This is a genomic window from Catenulispora sp. EB89 (genome assembly GCF_041261445.1).
GTDB lineage: Bacteria > Actinomycetota > Actinomycetes > Streptomycetales > Catenulisporaceae > Catenulispora.
Window position 1 is genome coordinate 553,920 of sequence record NZ_JBGCCU010000002.1, and the last position, 16,954, is coordinate 570,873.

Annotated in this window: 17 protein-coding genes; 11 read left to right on the forward strand and 6 right to left on the reverse strand. The window is 72.0% G+C overall.

All coding sequences use genetic code 11. The features are described from left to right. Positions 1 to 6 precede the first annotated feature (6 nt). Positions 7 to 2,304, reverse strand: a complete 2,298-nt coding sequence (locus tag ABH920_RS05995; RefSeq protein ID WP_370347629.1) for a helicase-associated domain-containing protein — start codon at positions 2,302 to 2,304, stop codon at positions 7 to 9. Positions 2,305 to 2,479: 175 nt separating this feature from the next. Between ABH920_RS05995 and ABH920_RS06000 the strand changes: the two genes are divergently transcribed. After that, a complete protein-coding gene (locus ABH920_RS06000) occupies positions 2,480 to 3,475 on the forward strand; it encodes a hypothetical protein (protein WP_370347631.1) in 996 nt (331 codons plus the stop codon). On the opposite strand, the gene ABH920_RS06005 is transcribed toward ABH920_RS06000, so the two are convergent. Then, positions 3,462 to 4,136, reverse strand: a complete 675-nt coding sequence (locus ABH920_RS06005) for a sucrase ferredoxin (protein ID WP_370347633.1) — start codon at positions 4,134 to 4,136, stop codon at positions 3,462 to 3,464. The two genes, ABH920_RS06000 and ABH920_RS06005, sit on opposite strands and share 14 nt — an antisense overlap. 155 nt (positions 4,137 to 4,291) lie before the next feature. Then, complete coding sequence (locus ABH920_RS06010; RefSeq protein ID WP_370347635.1) at positions 4,292 to 4,585, reverse strand: hypothetical protein; 294 nt, start codon at positions 4,583 to 4,585, stop codon at positions 4,292 to 4,294. A 57-nt stretch (positions 4,586 to 4,642) separates the two neighbouring features. Here ABH920_RS06010 and ABH920_RS06015 point away from each other — a divergent pair, with 57 nt between their 5' ends. The 6 genes from ABH920_RS06015 (at position 4,643) to ABH920_RS06040 (ending at position 8,855) form a co-directional block, all read left to right on the forward strand. Further along, on the forward strand, positions 4,643 to 5,260 hold the full coding sequence (locus tag ABH920_RS06015) for an HAD family hydrolase (protein ID WP_370347637.1): 618 nt from the start codon (positions 4,643 to 4,645) through the stop codon (positions 5,258 to 5,260). 153 nt (positions 5,261 to 5,413) lie between these two features. Then, the gene (locus tag ABH920_RS06020; protein ID WP_370347639.1) at positions 5,414 to 5,809 is read left to right on the forward strand and encodes a cold-shock protein; all 396 of its coding nucleotides are present in this window, start codon (positions 5,414 to 5,416) and stop codon (positions 5,807 to 5,809) included. Positions 5,810 to 5,871: 62 nt separating this feature from the next. Then, a complete protein-coding gene (locus ABH920_RS06025; RefSeq protein WP_370347641.1) occupies positions 5,872 to 7,071 on the forward strand; it encodes a PLP-dependent aspartate aminotransferase family protein in 1,200 nt (399 codons plus the stop codon). Positions 7,072 to 7,187: 116 nt separating this feature from the next. Next, on the forward strand, positions 7,188 to 7,547 hold the full coding sequence (locus tag ABH920_RS06030; protein WP_370347643.1) for a hypothetical protein: 360 nt from the start codon (positions 7,188 to 7,190) through the stop codon (positions 7,545 to 7,547). A gap of 70 nt (positions 7,548 to 7,617) precedes the next feature. Then, entirely contained in the window at positions 7,618 to 8,229 is a 612-nt protein-coding gene (locus ABH920_RS06035; protein WP_194916361.1) for a MarC family protein, read from the forward strand. 14 nt (positions 8,230 to 8,243) lie between these two features. Continuing rightward, on the forward strand, positions 8,244 to 8,855 hold the full coding sequence (locus tag ABH920_RS06040) for a hypothetical protein (RefSeq protein WP_370347645.1): 612 nt from the start codon (positions 8,244 to 8,246) through the stop codon (positions 8,853 to 8,855). Positions 8,856 to 8,867: 12 nt separating this feature from the next. Here the strand turns inward: ABH920_RS06040 and ABH920_RS06045 are convergent, their stop codons facing one another. Further along, positions 8,868 to 10,391: a DHA2 family efflux MFS transporter permease subunit gene (locus ABH920_RS06045; protein WP_370347647.1), complete on the reverse strand. Its 1,524-nt coding sequence runs from the start codon at positions 10,389 to 10,391 to the stop codon at positions 8,868 to 8,870. A 116-nt stretch (positions 10,392 to 10,507) separates the two neighbouring features. On the opposite strand from ABH920_RS06045, the gene ABH920_RS06050 reads away from it, so the two are divergent. Beyond that, positions 10,508 to 11,185 carry a TetR/AcrR family transcriptional regulator gene (locus ABH920_RS06050; protein ID WP_370347649.1) on the forward strand — a complete coding sequence of 226 codons (678 nt, stop codon included), beginning with the start codon at positions 10,508 to 10,510 and terminating at the stop codon, positions 11,183 to 11,185. A 145-nt stretch (positions 11,186 to 11,330) separates the two neighbouring features. On the opposite strand, the gene ABH920_RS06055 is transcribed toward ABH920_RS06050, so the two are convergent. Continuing rightward, complete coding sequence (locus ABH920_RS06055) at positions 11,331 to 11,714, reverse strand: hypothetical protein (protein ID WP_194916363.1); 384 nt, start codon at positions 11,712 to 11,714, stop codon at positions 11,331 to 11,333. A gap of 110 nt (positions 11,715 to 11,824) precedes the next feature. Continuing rightward, positions 11,825 to 12,271 (reverse strand): MarR family winged helix-turn-helix transcriptional regulator, encoded by a 447-nt coding sequence (locus tag ABH920_RS06060; protein ID WP_370348009.1) that lies wholly within the window; start codon positions 12,269 to 12,271, stop codon positions 11,825 to 11,827. Between the two features lie 175 nt (positions 12,272 to 12,446). Here ABH920_RS06060 and ABH920_RS06065 point away from each other — a divergent pair, with 175 nt between their 5' ends. From ABH920_RS06065 to ABH920_RS06075, 3 genes are all read left to right on the forward strand, one after another. Next, positions 12,447 to 13,535 carry a hypothetical protein gene (locus ABH920_RS06065; RefSeq protein ID WP_370348010.1) on the forward strand — a complete coding sequence of 363 codons (1,089 nt, stop codon included), beginning with the start codon at positions 12,447 to 12,449 and terminating at the stop codon, positions 13,533 to 13,535. A gap of 94 nt (positions 13,536 to 13,629) precedes the next feature. Next, positions 13,630 to 15,114 carry a beta-N-acetylhexosaminidase gene (locus ABH920_RS06070; protein ID WP_370347652.1) on the forward strand — a complete coding sequence of 495 codons (1,485 nt, stop codon included), beginning with the start codon at positions 13,630 to 13,632 and terminating at the stop codon, positions 15,112 to 15,114. Positions 15,115 to 15,266: 152 nt separating this feature from the next. Continuing rightward, a complete protein-coding gene (locus ABH920_RS06075) occupies positions 15,267 to 16,913 on the forward strand; it encodes a DNA repair helicase XPB (RefSeq protein ID WP_370347654.1) in 1,647 nt (548 codons plus the stop codon). The last annotated feature ends 41 nt before the right edge of the window (positions 16,914 to 16,954 follow it).

A 16,954-nucleotide genomic window follows, 5' to 3' on the forward strand; every position in this document is an offset into this window, starting at 1 on the left:
CCCGGGCTACCCTCCGGCGACCAGATCCTCCGCCAACCCCACCACGGCCGTCGACCCCGGCAGCGCCTGCCGCTGCACCGCGTACGGGTGGAACGAGGTCGCCCGGCGGGCCCGCGCGGTCGCGACCACCACCGGGGCGCCGCTGCCGTCCTCGTTCTCGGCCATCGGGGCGTAGCCGTTGGCGCGGAGGCCTTCGAGGAGTTCCGATGGCGGGAGCTCCGAGACGGCGACGCCGGGGGCGATGCGGCGCAGGCCCAGGCCGCCGGTGCGGCGGTCGGCCAGCATCTCGGTGAGGGCCGCGTCGTTGTCGGCGCGGACGTAGGAGATCGCGGCGCCGACGCGGATGCGGCCGTGGCGGCGGGCGACGTCGTCGACGAGGTAGGTCAGCGCTTGCGGGATCTCGTGGAGGGAGTGCTCGGCGAGGAAGGTGTGCAGGTCGTCGGCGCCTCGGCCGGCGTCGAAGGCGCGGCGGACCGAGGCGGTGGTGAAGCGGTAGACGGTCGCGGCGCCGGCCGACTCGATGTCGGCGACCAGTGCCATCTCCCGGGCCAGTTCGGGGGCCAGGGGGCCGGGGGCGATGGCGGTCAGGTCGCCCTGGATCAGCACGTGTCGCACCGGCTCGGGCAGGGCCGCGCCGAGGGCTGAGGCGAGCGCGTCGCGCGGCAGGCCGAGCAGCAGGGCCCGGCCGTGCGTGGACAGGATCCCGGCGCCGCCGCGCACCGGGGCGACCACGCCGAGCCAGACCGCCTCGCGCAGGGTCCAGTCCACCAGCTGCCGCACCGCCGGGCCGCTGCGGCGCGGACGCTCCCAGAACAGCCGGTCCACGACCGCGTCCAGCGCGGTGGTGGCGCCCTTGGGCAGCCGGTCGAGCTCGCCGAGCAGGTCGCGGCGCAGTTCGGTCACGGCCCAGGAGGCGACCTCCGCGGACAGCGGCGCCACCTGCCGGTTCCGCTCGTCCGGCGCCCCGACCCGGCCCGCGGCCCGGTCCGAGACCAGCCACGCCGCCGCCAGCTCCGCCCAGCGCCGCTCCGGCGGCAGGTCCAGCCAGCGGTCGTAGGCCGGGGTCGGCAGCCAGAAGCCGGACGCCAGGTCGGCAGCCACCAACCCGGCCGCGTAGGCCAGCTCGGCCAGGAACGCGGCCTCCTCCTCGGGTACGTCGAGCAGCGCGGCGGTGCGCCGCAGGTCCCTGATGCCGGCGCCGCCGGAGCGCAGCACGCCGGGGGGACCGGCGGCCCAGGCGTCGAGCAGTTCCTCGACGCGGCGCGGCACGGCGACCGCCGCGGCGCCGGCCGAGGCGTCGGCGTTCCGGGCGTCGTGCTGGGTGACGGCGACCGCCGGCGGCTCGGAGGCGAGGTCGTGGTGCAGGCCGCTGCCGAAGACGTGGCGGCGGAGGAAGAACGCGATCTCGCGGGGCAGGACGACGGTGTCCTCGGTCCAGCGGCCGAGGATGCCGCGGGCCAGGAGCCATTCGAGCGGGGATTCGGAGGACTCGGCAGATCCGGCGGTGTCAGAGACCTGCGCCGCCGCGTCGTCGCGATGGCCGCCCGAGCCGCCGGAGCCGGAGTTGGCGCCGGAGTCAGCGTCAACGTAGTCGGCAGCCGTCCCGATCCGGCCGAACGGCGGCCCCCAGACCAGCTTCTCCAGCACCGCCTCCACCCCGACCGGCGCGGCGTCGAGCACGGCACGCATCCGCGGCGCGTCGGCGGCCAGCGCCGAGATGGCACCGACCGCGCTGACCGGATCCGGCGTCGCGGGCAGCCCGAGCCGCCGCAGGAACTCCTGCATCCCGGCCGGAGACGAGTTGTTCAGCGCGGAAGCCAGCGGCGGGCCGAGCCCGACCGGGTTCTCCCCCAACGCCTCGCGCGCGTTGACCAGCGGCCGCAGCCCCTCGTCGGGCCCCCACAGCAACGCCGTGTCGCGCAGCAACGCGACGGCCTCGGTGACCGCGCCGTCCTCCGGCACCCCCAGCAAAGCCGCCGTGGACCCGGCGGTCACCGGCTCCGGCGAGACCGCCAGCGCCTGGAGCACTTGCAATGTGAATGCATCAAGTCGGTCCATCGCCAGCGCGACCGACGCCCGCTGCGACGCCCGCTCCGCCAACGCCGCGATCGACGCCGGCGGCGGCACCGCCAGATCCGGCCGCACCGCGAGCAGGTTCGCCAGCCGCTCCACGGGCCAGGACCGCAGCTCGTCGGCCAGCGAGCGGCGGCGCGGCGCGGCGCCGTTCGCCCGGCCCCCGGAGCCTGGAGTGTCCGAACCCTGAGACACTTTTCCGCCCGCGGACCGCGCTTCGGCGCGCGTCATCGCCCGCGCACCTGCGGTGCCGGGTGACGCGGAATGGCGGGGGTGTTCGGTGGGCATCAAAGACAACGGTAGTCGAGTCCCGACGATCACAGCGCCCGCATACGATACGGATGCGGGTGCCACAGGCACCTCATCCGACGTACGGTGCCTCAACAGAAACAGGGGGAACGCAGCGGTGACGGCCGAGACCGACCAGGAGATGTTCCGGTACCTGGCCGAGCTGTCCACGCTGGCGGAGGGTCGCATGTCGCCCACGTCGCGCAGCCAGCTCGTCTCCCGCACCCGTGCGGAGATCGAGTCCCGGGTCTCCGCGCGCAAGGCGACGCGCACGGCCGACGTGCGCCAGATCCTGCTGGGCATGGGCCGCCCCGAGGCCCTGGTGATGGCCGAGGCCAACAAGGACCCGCTGTACGCCGCGCGCGAACGCCAGCGGCGCGGCGGCGGCAGCAACGGCTCCTACGGCTCGGCCTCCGTCTTCTCTCCCGAGGTCGACCCGGCCGTGGCCCGGCTGGTCACCCCGGAGACGCTGACCAACCCGCCGCCCGGCGGCTTCGGCGCCTCGGACTCCGACGGCGACGCGCTGCCGGGCCCCGAGGTCCCCGCCGAGCCGGACCCGTTCGGCGCCGGGAGCCACGACTGGTACTACAGCGGCGAGCCGGAGGAAGGCGGCGAGGGCGGCGGCGGCGGAGGGCCGCAGATCCCGATCGAGAGCGGCAGCAGCTTCACGCCGGCCCCGGGACCGGCGCCGGCACCGCCACCGATGCCGATCAGCGCCGGGCCGATGGTGCGGCGCACGGCGCACAGCCACACGCAGGCGCTGGCCGCGGTCACCGTCCTGTGCCTCGGCGCGATCGTCAACGCGGTCGCGATGTCGCCGTACACGATCGCCATAGTGGTGGTCGGCTATCTGCTCGCGATGACGTCGTACTCGTTCACGCCCGGCGAGAAGCGGTTCGCGCTGATCGGCGTGCCGCTCACCGCGTTCGTGTTCTACGCCTTCGGGCTGTTCCTGGCCCGCGGCCGCTCCACCGGACACACGACGCCGTTGGACAACAGCGCGACCTGGCAGGCGGCCAAGGACGGCTTCACCGCGGTGCCGACGATGCTCGGCCTGCTCGCCGCGCTCTACCTGTTGTGGCGGCTGTTCAAGGCGGTCGCTAAGTCGGGCTGACCCCGGCCCGGCCCCGGTAGTGCGCCGGGGAGACCTCGCCGCGCAGGCAGGCGAACGCGACGTCGGCGGCCGAGCCGCGGTCCAGGCGGCCGTGGTACGTGCCGTCCGGCAGGCACACCATGTTCGCCGCGAACTGGTCGCCGCCCAGGTGCGTGGTCTCCCAGGCGGGCAGTCCGCGCGCGGCCAGGTCCCGGGCCACCGGGGCGCCGTAGCGGGCACAGCACACGTCGCGCTTCCCGTGGGTGCACACCAACAGGACGCGCTCCCGCAGCGGCGCGCCGAATCCGGGCGGGCCGCCGTCGGCCAGAGCGGCCAGGTCCAGCTTCTCGACGTCGCAGAGGTCGGCGGTGAGGCGCCGTTCCAGCCAGCGCGCGCCGACCGGCCCGCCGGCGACGAAGACCACGCGCTCCCCGGTCACCGCACGGCCTTCGCGGTCCGGGCGCCGGATCAGCTGCGGACGCACGGCGTAGGCCGGCGCGGCGGTCAGCACCTCGGCGACGCCCGGGGGCAGATCGGACGGCCAGCCGAAGGCCGGCCACGGTCCGGGGTGCTCCACCGCGAGCCACGCCCTGGCCTGCGGCGGCGCGGTGTCCCGCAGCGGCTCGCGCGCGGCCCGGCACAGCGCGGCGCAGCCACCGGGAGCGGATTCGCAGACGGACACGGGCGGGTCTTTCCGGGCAGCGCGGTCAGGGTAGCCTCACCTTACCCTTGGCACACGGAGTCCTACCCTCTGTGCCCTCCCCGCTCGCCCAAACCGGTGACCTGGTGCGGCGCGACCTGCGGCGGCACCGACCGGGGTCCTCCCCGAAGGGGCCTCTACCCGAAGGCGTCGTTCAGCACGCGCCGCAGCACGCCGCCGACCGCCAGGTACACGATGGTGGCGAGCCCGTAGTTCAGGAACACGTTCAGCTTCGGGCTCTTGGGGGTGAACAGGTCCTTGAACCAGGTCGCGAAGAAGCCAGCCCAGTCCGAGTCCGTCCGCACGATGTCGTTCTGACCGTTGGCGCCGATCAGCACGAACACGATGTACCCGACCAGGATGATCGCGATGACGGTGACGGCCACGAAGACCAGGTCTCCGGCCGCCCGCTTGCCTCCTGCTCCAGCCATGGCTCCCCGTTGCCCGCCGCCGGGCGGCGAAAACGTGTTCGGCGATACCCTGTTCGCATGATCGCGACCCCTCTGACCGTGGGCTTCGACCTTGACATGACCCTGATCGACTCGCGGCCGGGCATCCACGCGACGATGACCGAGCTGTCCCGGCGCACCGGCGTGCACATCGACGCCGACGCCGCGGTCACCCGGCTCGGGCCGCCGCTGGAGGAGGAGCTGGTGCGCTGGTTCCCGGCCGGCGAGATCGACGCGGCCGGGGACGAGTACCGGAAGCTGTATCCGGAGTTCGCGATCGCGCCGACGCCGGCGCTGCCCGGCGCGGCCGAGGCGTACGCGGCGATCCGCGAGCGCGGCGGCCGGATCATGGTCGTCACCGCCAAGTACGGACCCAACGCGGCGCTGCACCTGGAACACCTCGGCCTGGTCCCGGACATCCTCGTCGGCTGGCACTGGGGCCCGAAGAAGGGCGAGGCGCTGCGCGAGCACGGCGCGACGGTCTACGTCGGCGACCACATCGGCGACATCCTGGGCGCGCGGGCGGCCGGGGCGGTCGCGGTCTCGGTGGCCACCGGGCCGGTCAGCGCCGCCGATCTGGCCGCCGCCGGGGCCGACACCGTGCTCCCCGACCTGCGTGGTTTCCCGGCGTGGCTCGACGGGTATCTGGCCGCCTGATCGGACCCGCTTCCGGGCCCGGCAGCCCCGTCCCGAGCTGCCCCGGAGTTCCCGGTCGGACCCTGGGATAACCCTGCCCAAGGCGGGTGTTTCCTGGTTACGCTTACCCCGCAAGAGTGAATCACCGACGACAGCAGACGCGAGGGTCCCACCGTGCCTACCGGCAAGATCAAGTGGTACGACACCGAAAAGGGTTTCGGCTTCATCACCCGCGACGACGGGCCCGACGTGTTCATGCACTCCTCCGCTCTGCCCGCGGGCACAGCGGAGCTCAAGAGCGGCCAGCGGGTCGAGTTCGGGGTGGCCGCGGGCAAGCGCGGCGACACCGCGATAGGCGTGAAGCTGCTGGAGACCCGGCCGAGCGTGGAGGCCGCGGTCGCGGCCCGCGACCGCAAGCCGGCCGAGGACATGGTGGTCATCGTCGAGGACGTGATGAAGCTGCTCGACGGGATGTCCGAGACCTTCCGCCGGGGCAAGTACCCGGACAAGGCCACCTCGCGCAAGCTCGCCGGCGTGCTGCGGGCGGTCGCGGACCAGCTGGAGAGCTGAGCGGGCCACCACATCGTGAACGGCTATGCCGCATCCGCCGGCCCGCTCGCATAATCACTTCCATGAGCGCTGATCGGAACATAGCCCGGGTAACCGCCACAGCAGCCGTCCACGCGGGGCGAACCGCCACGAACCCGACTCCGCCGATCGACCTGTCGGCGACCTACTACCTGCCCGGCGTCGACGCCGGCGGCGAGAGCTACGAATCGCTCACCGCCGGCGGCCCGCCGACCGCCGAGGGCGGCCTGGTCTACCAGCGGATGTGGAACCCGACCACGGCCGGCTTCGAGCGCGCGCTGGCCGAGCTGGAAGGCCTGCCCGAGGCGGTGTCGTTCGCCAGCGGCATGGCCGCCATCACCGCGTGCCTGCTGGCCGCGACGGCCACCGCAGCCGCCGACGGCAAGCGGCACGTGGTGGCCCTGCGGCCGATCTACGGCGGCACCGACGGCCTGCTCACGAAGGGCACCCTGGGCACCGAGGTGACCTGGGTCGACGGCCCGGCCGACATCGCCCCGGCGATCGCCGCGCGCCCGGACACCGCGCTGGTCGTGGTGGAGACCCCGGCGAACCCGACCGCGCGCCTGCTCGACCTCGACGCGGTCGCGGCGGCCTGCGGGGACGTGCCGTACCTGGTGGACTCGACGTTCGCCACGCCGGTCCTGCAGCAGCCGGCCCGGCACGGCGCGACGCTGGTCGTGCACAGCGCGACGAAGTACCTCGGCGGACACTGCGACGTCCTCGGCGGCGTGGTGGCGACCACCCCGGAGTGGGCCGCGCGGCTGCGCGACATCCGGATCCAGACCGGCGGCCTGCTTCATCCGATCGCCGGCTACCTGCTGCACCGAGGCTTGCAGACGCTGCCGCTGCGTGTGAAGCGCTCCTCGGAGACCGCGGGAACGGTCGCCACGTGGCTGGCCGCGCACCCGGCCGTGGAACGCGTCCACTACCCCGGGCTCCCCGGCGGCGACCCGGACGGCCTGATCGGCCCGGACAAGCAGATGCTGCTGCCCGGCGCGATGCTCTCCTTCGAGATGCGCGGCGGCTACGACGCGGCGGCCACGGTCGCCGAGAACGTGAAGCTGATCCTGCACGCGGCCTCGCTCGGCGGCGCCGAATCGCTGATCACGCACCCGGCCTCCCTGAGCCACCGGCACGTCGCGCCGAACGCGCGGCCGGACGGCGGGCTGCTGCGGTTCTCGGTCGGGCTGGAGGACGCAGAAGACCTCATCGAAGACCTCGAAGCCGCGTTCGCGAAGATCTGACGACAGCATCCGCGGGGATCGGCGAGCGGCCTGCGCGAACACCTGGAGCGCAGGCCACATCACCCGTTTCCCCGTCCCCGCATGCACCGCCGCGGCCCCCGGTGGATAAAGGCTGCATGGACCCGCTGGAGCTGACGCGCCTGGACTTGCTCTGGGCGCTGGTGCGGGTCCTGCTCGGCGGGATGTTCCTGCGCAGGGCCTGGATCCACCCCGTCTCGTCCTGGTCCGACCGGCTGCTCGTGCTCGCCCTGGCGGGCGTCGGGGCGGGGCTGGTCTTCGGGATCGTCATGCGGTTCACGGCCGTCTGCGCGGCGGTGTTGCTGGTGCTCATGCGCGGCAACCCCCTCGTGGACCACCGCCTCGTCTTCGCACTCGTCGTGCTGGGCATCGGCTTCACCACGCTGGGATGGCGCTACGGGCTCGGGCGGTGGTGGTCCGGGACGCCGCTCGTGCAGCGGCATCCGTGGCTGGCCTGAACGCGGCCGGCGCGGACGGCGCGGAGGCAGGTGTAGATACAGAGTCCTTCCAGGTGATAGGTCTTCGAGCGTGTTCGACAGCAAGCTCTTCCTCGAGGCGTACATCACCCTGTTCGTCATCATGGACCCGCCGGGAACCCTGCCGATCTTCCTGGCGCTGACCAACGGCCGCAGCAAGGCCCAGCGCACCAAGGCCGCGTGGCAGGCGGCGCTGGTCGCGTTCTGCGTGATCTGCGTCTTCGCCCTGTTCGGCCAGCAGATCCTGGACTACCTCGGGGTGACCCTGCCGGCGCTGCAGGGCTCCGGCGGCCTGCTGCTCCTGCTGATCGCCCTGGAGCTGCTGACCGGCCGCAGCGAGGAGCCCTCGCACTCCAACGAGGCGGTGAACGTCGCGCTGGTGCCGCTGGGCACGCCGCTGCTCGCCGGGCCCGGCGCGATCGTCGCGGTGATGGTGTTCGCCAAGCGCACCGACCACCACTGGTCCGGCGTGCTCGCGGTCGGCGCGGCGATCGTCGCGATCCACATCACGCTCTGGCTCACCATGCGCTTCTCGGTCCAGGTGATCCGGGTGATCAAGGACTCCGGTGTGACGCTGGTGACGCGGATCGCGGGTCTGCTGCTGTCCGCGATCGCGGTGCAGATGGTCGCGGACGCCGTGCGCGCATTCGTCAAGGCCGGGTGACCTAGGATTTTTCCGTGACCTTCGGACAGCAGTTCCTCGACCAGATCGACGCCTCGGCGCAGGACTTCACCTTCCCGTTCCTGGACCACGGGTTCTATTCGGCGATCGACGTCCGCTTGCACGTCTACCGCGACAGCAAGCACTGGGCGGTCGTCATCGAGACGGTGGGCTTCAATCCGAAGGCGCGCAGTGTCACCGACGCTCTGACCGGCTACGGCGTGCGCGTCGGCAGCCAGCTGAACCGCGTGGAGAACATCGAGGCGCTGATGGACGCCGACGAGAACTATCTCGGCGGCGTCCCGATCCGGGTGCGCGGCAAGGATCTGGCCGTGGACGCGCCGGCCGGCGAGTACTTCGCCGAGGTGGTGCGCGAGCTCGTGCCCGAGCACCGTGACCTCCTGCTGGCCGACGAGTCCGAACTGCGGGCGCTGATCCCGGCGGACCTGCCGGAGATCCTGCGCCTGGAGGCCTGGCACCACCCGGACGTGCTGGTCGAGCGCCCCAGCCGGGAGGAGACGTTCCAGCTCCTCGCCAAGGTGCTGGACTCCGGGAACCCGCACGACTACCGGCCGACGCAGGCGCCGAACACGCACTGGTCGAACTGGCCGGAGTCGGGCAACTCCTAGGTCAGCGAACGCCTAGGCGCTGACCGGTTCGGCGGTCTTGACCGTCGAACCCGTCGAGCCCGTCGAACCCCCCGCACCCGCAGGCGCGTCCGCGGCCTGATGCGTCGCGGCGGCGGCCAACGCGGCGCGCATCGCCTTCGCCCCGGGCAGGAAAGCCGCCGTCACCAGCGTCACCGCCGTGCACGCCAGCGCCCACCAGAACGTCGCGCCGTAGGCCGAGGCGACGCGCGACGCCGTCGGCGCCCCGCCGGCGAGGCCGCGCACCAGGATCACCGCCAGGACCGCGGTGCCGATCGAGCCGCCGACCCGGTTCAGGATGTTGAACGTCGTGGTGGCCTGCGGGATCGCGGCCCGGCGCAGGGTGCTGTACCCGGCGGCGATCAGCGGGGCCATCACCAGTCCGAGGCCGAGGCCGCGCAGGAACAGCGGCGCCAGCAGCGCGGCCGCCGACGTGTGCGCGCCGACCAGCGCGAAGGGCAGCGTCGCCGCCGTCGCCACCGCAGTGCCGGTCATCACCAGCACGCGCGGCCCGACCCGGTTGGTGAGGCGGCCGGCGGCGAAGGTCGACAGCGCCGTTCCGACGCCCTGCGGCGCGAGCACCAGGCCCGAGCGCAGCGGCGAGAAGCCGTGCGCCTGCTGGAAGTACAGCGGCAGCAGGAACATCGCGCCGAACAGGGTCGCGCCCATCAGCGCGGTGTTCAGCATCGCGACCGCGAAGGCCTTGTCACGGAACAGGCGCAGGTCGACCAGCGGCTGGATCCTGGTCCGCAGGCTGTAGAGCACGAACACGGTCACCAGCACCGCTCCGGCCAGCACCGGCCCCCACGCGGCCGGCGCGGAGAAGCCGCCGTGGTCGCCGGCCGCCGAGCAGCCGTAGACCAGCGCCGCCAGGCCCGGCGAGATCAGCGCGAAGCCGCGCACGTCGAAGCGCGCGCCGCCGGCCGGACCCGGGACCGAGGCCGGGACCCAGCGCCGCACCAGCACGATCCCCGCCACGCCGATCGGCACGTTGATGAAGAAGATCCAGCGCCAGCCCGCCTCGGCCAGCAGCACGCCGCCGACCGCCGGGCCGAGCACCGGGAGCAGGGCCATCGGTATCGACATCACGGCCATCACCCGCGCCATGTACCGCGGACCGACGTTGCGGCCGAGCAGCGCCTGGCCGACCGGCTGGATCAGGCCGCCGCCGACCGCCTGCAGGACCCGGAAGGCGATCAGGCTCGGGATCGACCAGGCCAGCCCGCACAGCACCGAGCCGGCCAGGAACGCGGCCACCGCGACCAGCCACACCCGGCGCCCGCCGAACCGGTCCATGGCCCAGCCGGCCAGCGGGACCACCACGGACATGGTGAGCAGGTAGGCCGTGGTCACCCAGGCCACGGCGGACAGCGCCGAGCCGAAGCGCTCCGCGAGGGTACGGGTCGCGACCGCGACCACGGTGGCGTCGAGCATCGCCATGGCTGCCCCGAGGACCAGCGCGAAGCCGATTCTCAGGTACTCGCGGGGCAGCCGGTCGCCGGCGGGCTGGGGATTCATCGTCACTCCCGGAGGACATGGACTCTCTAGTCCAAGTTTTTAGACTCAACAGTCCAAGAGATTAGACTGAGGGGTCCAACCGCGCAACGAGCTTTCGGGCGAGGAGAATGAGCCGCATGAGCGCGACCGCCACGACCCCGACCGCGACCGCCGAGGAGCCGCAGGGCAACCCGAGGAAGCGGCGCGCGATCCTCGACGCCGCCGGCACGGTGTTCCTGCGCGACGGCTTCAGCCGCGCCAGCATCGACGCGATCGCGGCCGAGGCGAAGGTCTCGAAGCAGACCGTCTACAACCACTTCGGCGACAAAGAGCGCCTGTTCATGGCGATGACCGACGATGTGCAGGACCGCACCACCGCACACGTCATGGAGCTCATGGACCGGGACTTCCCGGACCCCTCGCAGCTGGCCGGCCCCGAGGACCTGCGCGCCGCGCTGCTCCAGCTGACCGGCGCGTGGATCCGCGTCGTCTACACCGGACCGCTGGTGGCGCTGCGCAGGCTGGTCGACGCGGAGTCCGACCACCACCCGGACCTGCAGGAGCGCTGGTTCGCCAACGGCCCGGGCCGCACCATGCCGCGGCTGAACAAGCTGCTCTCAGCGCTGGCCCGGGCCGGGCTGCTCGACGTCCCCACCGAGGTGCTGGCCGTGCCGGACCTGTTGGCGCAGCAGCTGACGTCCCCGGCCGGCTCGAACGTGCGCCGGATCCCGCGCGAGGCGGACTTCGAGGCCGAGTTCGACCGACGGGTCGCGCAGGGCGTGGACTTCTTCCTGCGGGCCTACGCGCCGCGCTGACGCGGACCGCGCTGAGGCGAACCGTGGAACGAGATGCCGCTCCGACCTACCGTTGCGACCTACCGTTCCGACACACCGCTCCGACACGCCAAAACGGCCCGACCGCGAGCGCCCCGCAGCAGGCCGTGAAAAACCCTCGAATCCCTTACGGATGCTGCCCGATCGGCACCGACACCGACCCGCCGAGCGGGCACGTCCACAGCGGGGCCCGCTGCCCGCGCGTGGCCATCATCGGATGCGCGTGGCTCGGCAGGCACGGCGGCCACTCGATGACCCGGCCGCCGATCGACAGATTGCCCTGCACCAGACGCTGCGTCTGCGCGGCCAGATAGAGCGTGCGCGAGGCCGTGTCCAGCACGGACGCGCCGAGCGTCAGCCGTCCCACCTTCACGCCGGACACGATCAGCACGGCCGTGGCGCCCGCCGCCGGCTCGCCCGGGTTCGGGTCCTCCGTCAACTGGCAGTCCAGACCCGCGGCACGCAGATCATGGGCCACCGGCTCGAAGGCCTCCAACAGGGACACGTCCACGCTTCCAGCGTAAGCGCCGAATCAGCAAATGCACAGACCCTATGCACGTGCAAAACAGACCCTTGTTTCGACCGGTCGCCCGCCGGACCCCGTCCGGGCCCGATACGCGGTCAGTGCACTGTTTCGGTCATGTCAGGGTCGGAATACTCCTGGGTGATCGCATCGTCACCGGACGTCTCCGGAGCGACGTTGTAGCGAGTCAACAGCTCGGCAAATCGCGTGATGTCCTCGTCCCCCCAGCCTTCCAGACGCTCGGCGACGGCGGCGTACCGGCTCTCGGTCACCTGCGCGAGGATGTCGGCCCCGGCCGGCGTCAGGTGGAGCATCTGCGCGCGGTGGTCCTCCGGCGCGGGGCGGCGCTCCAGGAACCCGAGGCGTTCCAGCGCCTGCACCTGGCGGCTGACCGTCGACTTGTCCAGGCCGTAGCGCGCGGCGAGGTCCTTGGCCAGGCAGCCGCCGGAGTCCTCCAGGTGCGCCAGCACCGTGTACGACACCAGCGTCAGCTCCGGGTGCAGCCGGCCGGCGAAGGCCCGCGCGCGCCGCGCGAACACCGTCATCTCGCGCTGGATGGCGTCCACCGCCTCGCGGTGACGCGTCTCACTCCCGGTCACGGTCTCACTCCCTCCAGATAGTTGTATAGTACATCTATGGCTAGGTTGTAGTTAGCAACCAATTCGGAGGAAGAAGGCACGGCCGATGAACGCGGCGACGAATCCGGCAGCGAGCCCGGCGATGAGCCCGACCCGGCAGCACCACCGGCAGGACCAGCACCCGCACCCGCACCCGCAGCAGGCGCAGGCGACGCAGACGGCCTCCGTCCGCCACGTCCTGGTACACCTGATCACCCCGCTCCTGATGTGCGTCGGGATGGGGCTGGCCTACATGAGCGCGTTCATGGTGCCGCATCCGCACCACGTGAAGGTGGCCGTGATCGGCGAGGGGCCGCGGGTGACGGCGGTCGCGCAGGCGATCCAGAGCAAGGCCGGCGACGCGCTCCAGGTGTCCACGCTGCCCACCACCGACGCCGCGGTCGCGCAGCTGCACAGCCGGAACCTGGTCGGCGCGTTCGTCCCGGACCCGGCCAAGCCGCAGCTGTTCATCGCCGAGGGCGACAGCGACTCCTCGGCCACCGTCGCCACCAAGGTCTTCACCACGGTCGCCGCCGTCGAGGACAAGCCGCTGACCCTCACCGACGTGGCCCCGACCACCCCCGACGACCCGGCCAACTCAGGGCCCTTCTTCCTGATGATCGCCGTGAGCATCGGCTCCTACAGCGCGGTCGCCGCGATCGGCGCCGGCGCGGCCGGCTGGTCGTTGACGCGCAAGGCGGTCCTGGCCCTGGGCACCGCGACGGTGGTCAGCGTGATCGGCGCGGCGCTGGCCGGCCCGGTGTTCCACCTCGCGCACCACAGCCTGGCCGGGGTGTGGGGACTGGCGTGGCTCTACTCGGCCTCGATCCTGCTGATCGGCGTGGGGCTGCACCCGTTCCTGAAGCGGTGGACCACGCTGGTGATGATGGTGCTGTTCGTGATGCTGAACTTCACCAGCTCCGGCGGATTGTTCCAGCCCGCGCTGCAGAACGGGTTCTTCGGCGGCCTGCACGCCTTCTGGAACGGCGCGGGCCTCGTCGAGGGCGTCCGGAGCCTGCTCTACTTCGGCGGGACCGGTGTCGCGCGGCACGCCTGGACGCTGGTCGGCTGGGTCGGCGTCGGGGTGCTGACCGTCGGCGCGGCGGCGCTGGCCGAGCGCCGGAACCGGGTGTCCGAGGACGAGACCGAGGCCGAGGCTGAAGAGGAGCTGGAAGAGCTCGTCGCCGTCTGAACCACAGCCTCTCCTTCCATTAACGCTGACCGGCTATTCCAGCCGGTCAGCTTTCCTCGTTTTATCGATGAACGATCCGTGAGATCTTGACCGGATGGACGCGCCCGAGATCTCGATCATCCCCAAGCCGCTGCACATACAGGCCGGATCCGGCCGGCTCATGTTCGACTCCGCTGTCGTCGTGAACGCCTCCGTCGGCCACGCCGAACTCGGCCCCGAGGGCTACCAGCTGACCGTGGACGACAACGGCATCACGTTCCTGGCCGGCACCAAGACCGGGATCTTCTACGCCGAGAAGACCCTGATGCAGCTCCTGCCCCCGGCCTCGCTGCGCACCGACGCCGGCGACAAGGCCTGGCCCCTCCCCCACGTGCAGATCACCGACGTCCCGCGCTTCCGCTGGCGCGGCGCGATGCTGGACGTGGCCCGGCACTTCCTGCCCAAGCGCGACGTGCTGCGCTTCCTGGACCTGATGGCGCTGCACAAGCTGAACGTGCTGCACTTCCACCTGACCGAGGACCAGGGCTGGCGCATTGAGATCAAGCAGTACCCGAAGCTCACCGAGGTCGGCGGCTGGCGCCGGGAGACGGTCGGCGACGGCAGGCCGCACGGCGGCTTCTACACCCAGGACGACATCCGCGAGATCGTCGCCTACGCCACCGAGCGGCACATCACGGTGGTGCCGGAGATCGACCTCCCCGGGCACTCCACGGCCGCCATCGCCGCCTACCCCGAGCTGGGCAACCAGGACGTGCCGAGCGCCCAGGAGCCGCGCGAGGTGTGGACGGAGTTCGGCATCGCCAAGACGGTGCTGAACGTCGAGGACGCGACCATCGAGTTCTACAAGACCGTCCTGGACGAGGTCTGCGAGCTGTTCCCGGGCGAGTTCGTCTGCCTCGGCGGCGACGAGTGCCCGAAGGACGAGTGGAAGGCCAGCGCGCGGGCCCAGGCCCGCAAGGCCGAGCTGGGGCTGGCGACCGAGGAGGACCTGCAGGCCTGGTTCATGAACCAGCTCGGCGCGCACGTCTCGGCCAAGGGCCGCAAGCTGCTGGGCTGGGACGAGATCCTGGAGGGCGAGCTGTTCCCGGGCACCGTCGTGTCCGCGTGGCGCAGCACCGAGTACGCGGTCGAGGCGGCCCGGCGCGGCCACGACACCCTGACCAGCCCGACCCGGTGGGTCTACTTCGACTACCGGCAGTCCGACGCGGACGGCGAGCCCGGCGCGCCCTGGGCCGCGCCGACGTCGCTGGAGCAGGCGTACAGCTTCGAGCCGGTCCCCGAGGACCTGCCCGAGGAGCTGGCGGGCCACGTCATCGGCTCCGAAGCCACGCTGTGGAGCGAGTACATCCCGGACGCCCGGATCCACGACTACCAGTCCTGGCCGCGCCTGGCGGCCTTCTGCGAGACGGTGTGGTCCGCGCCGGGCCGGGACTACGCCGAGTTCCTGCCGCGTCTGACGAAGCACCTGGAGCGCCTGGACGCGCTGGGGGTGGAGTACCGGCCGCTGGACGGGCCGCATCCGTGGCAGAAGCAGCCGGCGCCGCGCTGGCGGGAGGACCCGCACGAGGCGGGCGAATAGTTCGCACGGAAAGCGTAGAAACCCGGGATCTCCTCGGAGCCGACCACTCAGTGCGGCTCCGGGGAGATCTTTTGGTCACCGGGACCGGCCGCGATGAGCGACACTAGAAGGATGCCCGTCGCCCGACCCAAGCGCCGCGCCCGGAGGTATGCGTGACCTGCCTGATCGTCCAGTCCGACAAAACTCTCCTGCTCGAGATCGACCACCCTCAGGCCGAGGAGTGCCGCCGCGACATCGCCCCGTTCGCCGAACTGGAGCGGTCCCCGGAGCACATCCACACCTACCGCATCACCCCGCTGGCGCTGTGGAACGCGCGCGCCGCCGGCCACGACGCCGAGCAGGTCATCGACGCGCTGCTGCGGCACACCCGGTACCCGGTGCCGCACTCGCTGCTGGTCGACATCGCCGACACCATGGACCGCTACGGCCGTCTCCGGCTGCTCCAGCACCCGACGCACGGCCTGGTCCTGGAGACCACCGACGTCCCGGTCCTGGAGGAAGTGGTCCGGCACAAGAAGGTGCAGCCGCTGATCGGCGAGCGCCTGGACGAGCACACCATCAAGGTCCACCCCTCCGAACGCGGCACCCTCAAGCAGGTCCTGCTGAAGGTCGGCTGGCCCGCCGAGGACCTCGCGGGCTACGTGGACGGCGAACACCACGACATCGCCCTGCGCGAGGACGGCTGGACCCTGCGCCCGTACCAGAAGGAGGCCGCCGAAGGCTTCCGCCACGGCGGCTCCGGCGTGATCGTCCTCCCCTGCGGCGCGGGCAAGACGATCGTCGGCGCGGCCGCGATGGCCGGCGTCGAGGCGACGACGCTGATCCTGGTGACCAACACGGTCAGCGTCCACCAGTGGCGCAAGGAACTCCTGAAGCGCACCACGCTCACCGAGGACGAGATCGGCGAATACTCCGGCGCCCGCAAGGAGATCCGCCCGGTCACCATCGCCACCTACCAGGTCCTCACCCGCAAGACCAAGGGCGTCTACGCCAACCTGGAACTGTTCGACGCCCGCGACTGGGGCCTGATCGTCTACGACGAGGTCCACCTCCTGCCGGCCCCGGTCTTCCGCTTCACCGCCGACATCCAGTCCCGCCGCCGCCTCGGCCTGACCGCCACCCTGGTCCGCGAGGACGGCCTGGAAGGCGAGGTCTTCTCCCTGATCGGCCCCAAGCGCTTCGACGCCCCCTGGAAGGACATCGAAGCCCAGGGCTACATCGCCCCGGCGGACTGCGTGGAGGTCCGCGTCACCCTGACCGACCACGAACGCCTCCGCTACGCGAGCTCCGAGCAGGAGGAGAAGTACCGCATCGCCTCCACCACCGCGACCAAGTCGAAGCTCGTCGAAGCCCTGGTGAAGAAGCACGCAGGCGAGCCGACCCTGGTCATCGGCCAGTACCTGGAGCAACTGGACGACCTCGGCGAACGCCTGAACGCTCCGGTCCTGAAGGGCACCACCCCGGTGAAGGAGCGCGAGCGCCTGTACGAAGGCTTCCGCACCGGCGAGATCCCCACCCTGGTGGTGTCGAAGGTCGCGAACTTCTCGGTCGACCTGCCCGAGGCGAGCGTCGCGATCCAGGTGTCCGGCACCTTCGGCTCCCGCCAGGAGGAGGCACAGCGGCTCGGGCGCGTCCTGCGCCCGAAGGCCGACGGACGCGGCGCGCGGTTCTACGCGGTGGTGTCGCGCGACACCGTGGACCAGGAGTACGCGGCGCACCGGCAGCGGTTCCTGGCTGAGCAGGGGTACGCGTACCGGATCGCCGACGCGGACGATGTGTTCGCCGGCAAGGAGATTTAGGGGTCCGGCCTGACGCCGAACCCGATGACCGCATGATGACG

Excerpts from the sequence above, each read along its gene's own strand:
- ABH920_RS05995 (WP_370347629.1), bottom strand. The coding sequence starts at position 2,304 with ATGACGCGCGCCGAAGCGCGGTCCGCGGGCGGAAAAGTGTCTCAGGGT.
- ABH920_RS06010 (WP_370347635.1), bottom strand. The coding sequence starts at position 4,585 with ATGGCTGGAGCAGGAGGCAAGCGGGCGGCCGGAGACCTGGTCTTCGTG.
- ABH920_RS06015 (WP_370347637.1), top strand. The coding sequence starts at position 4,643 with ATGATCGCGACCCCTCTGACCGTGGGCTTCGACCTTGACATGACCCTG.
- ABH920_RS06025 (WP_370347641.1), top strand. The coding sequence starts at position 5,872 with ATGAGCGCTGATCGGAACATAGCCCGGGTAACCGCCACAGCAGCCGTC.
- ABH920_RS06030 (WP_370347643.1), top strand. The coding sequence starts at position 7,188 with ATGGACCCGCTGGAGCTGACGCGCCTGGACTTGCTCTGGGCGCTGGTG.
- ABH920_RS06045 (WP_370347647.1), bottom strand. The coding sequence starts at position 10,391 with ATGAATCCCCAGCCCGCCGGCGACCGGCTGCCCCGCGAGTACCTGAGA.
- ABH920_RS06050 (WP_370347649.1), top strand. The coding sequence starts at position 10,508 with ATGAGCGCGACCGCCACGACCCCGACCGCGACCGCCGAGGAGCCGCAG.
- ABH920_RS06060 (WP_370348009.1), bottom strand. The coding sequence starts at position 12,271 with ATGACGGTGTTCGCGCGGCGCGCGCGGGCCTTCGCCGGCCGGCTGCAC.
- ABH920_RS06065 (WP_370348010.1), top strand. The coding sequence starts at position 12,447 with ATGAGCCCGACCCGGCAGCACCACCGGCAGGACCAGCACCCGCACCCG.
- ABH920_RS06070 (WP_370347652.1), top strand. The coding sequence starts at position 13,630 with ATGGACGCGCCCGAGATCTCGATCATCCCCAAGCCGCTGCACATACAG.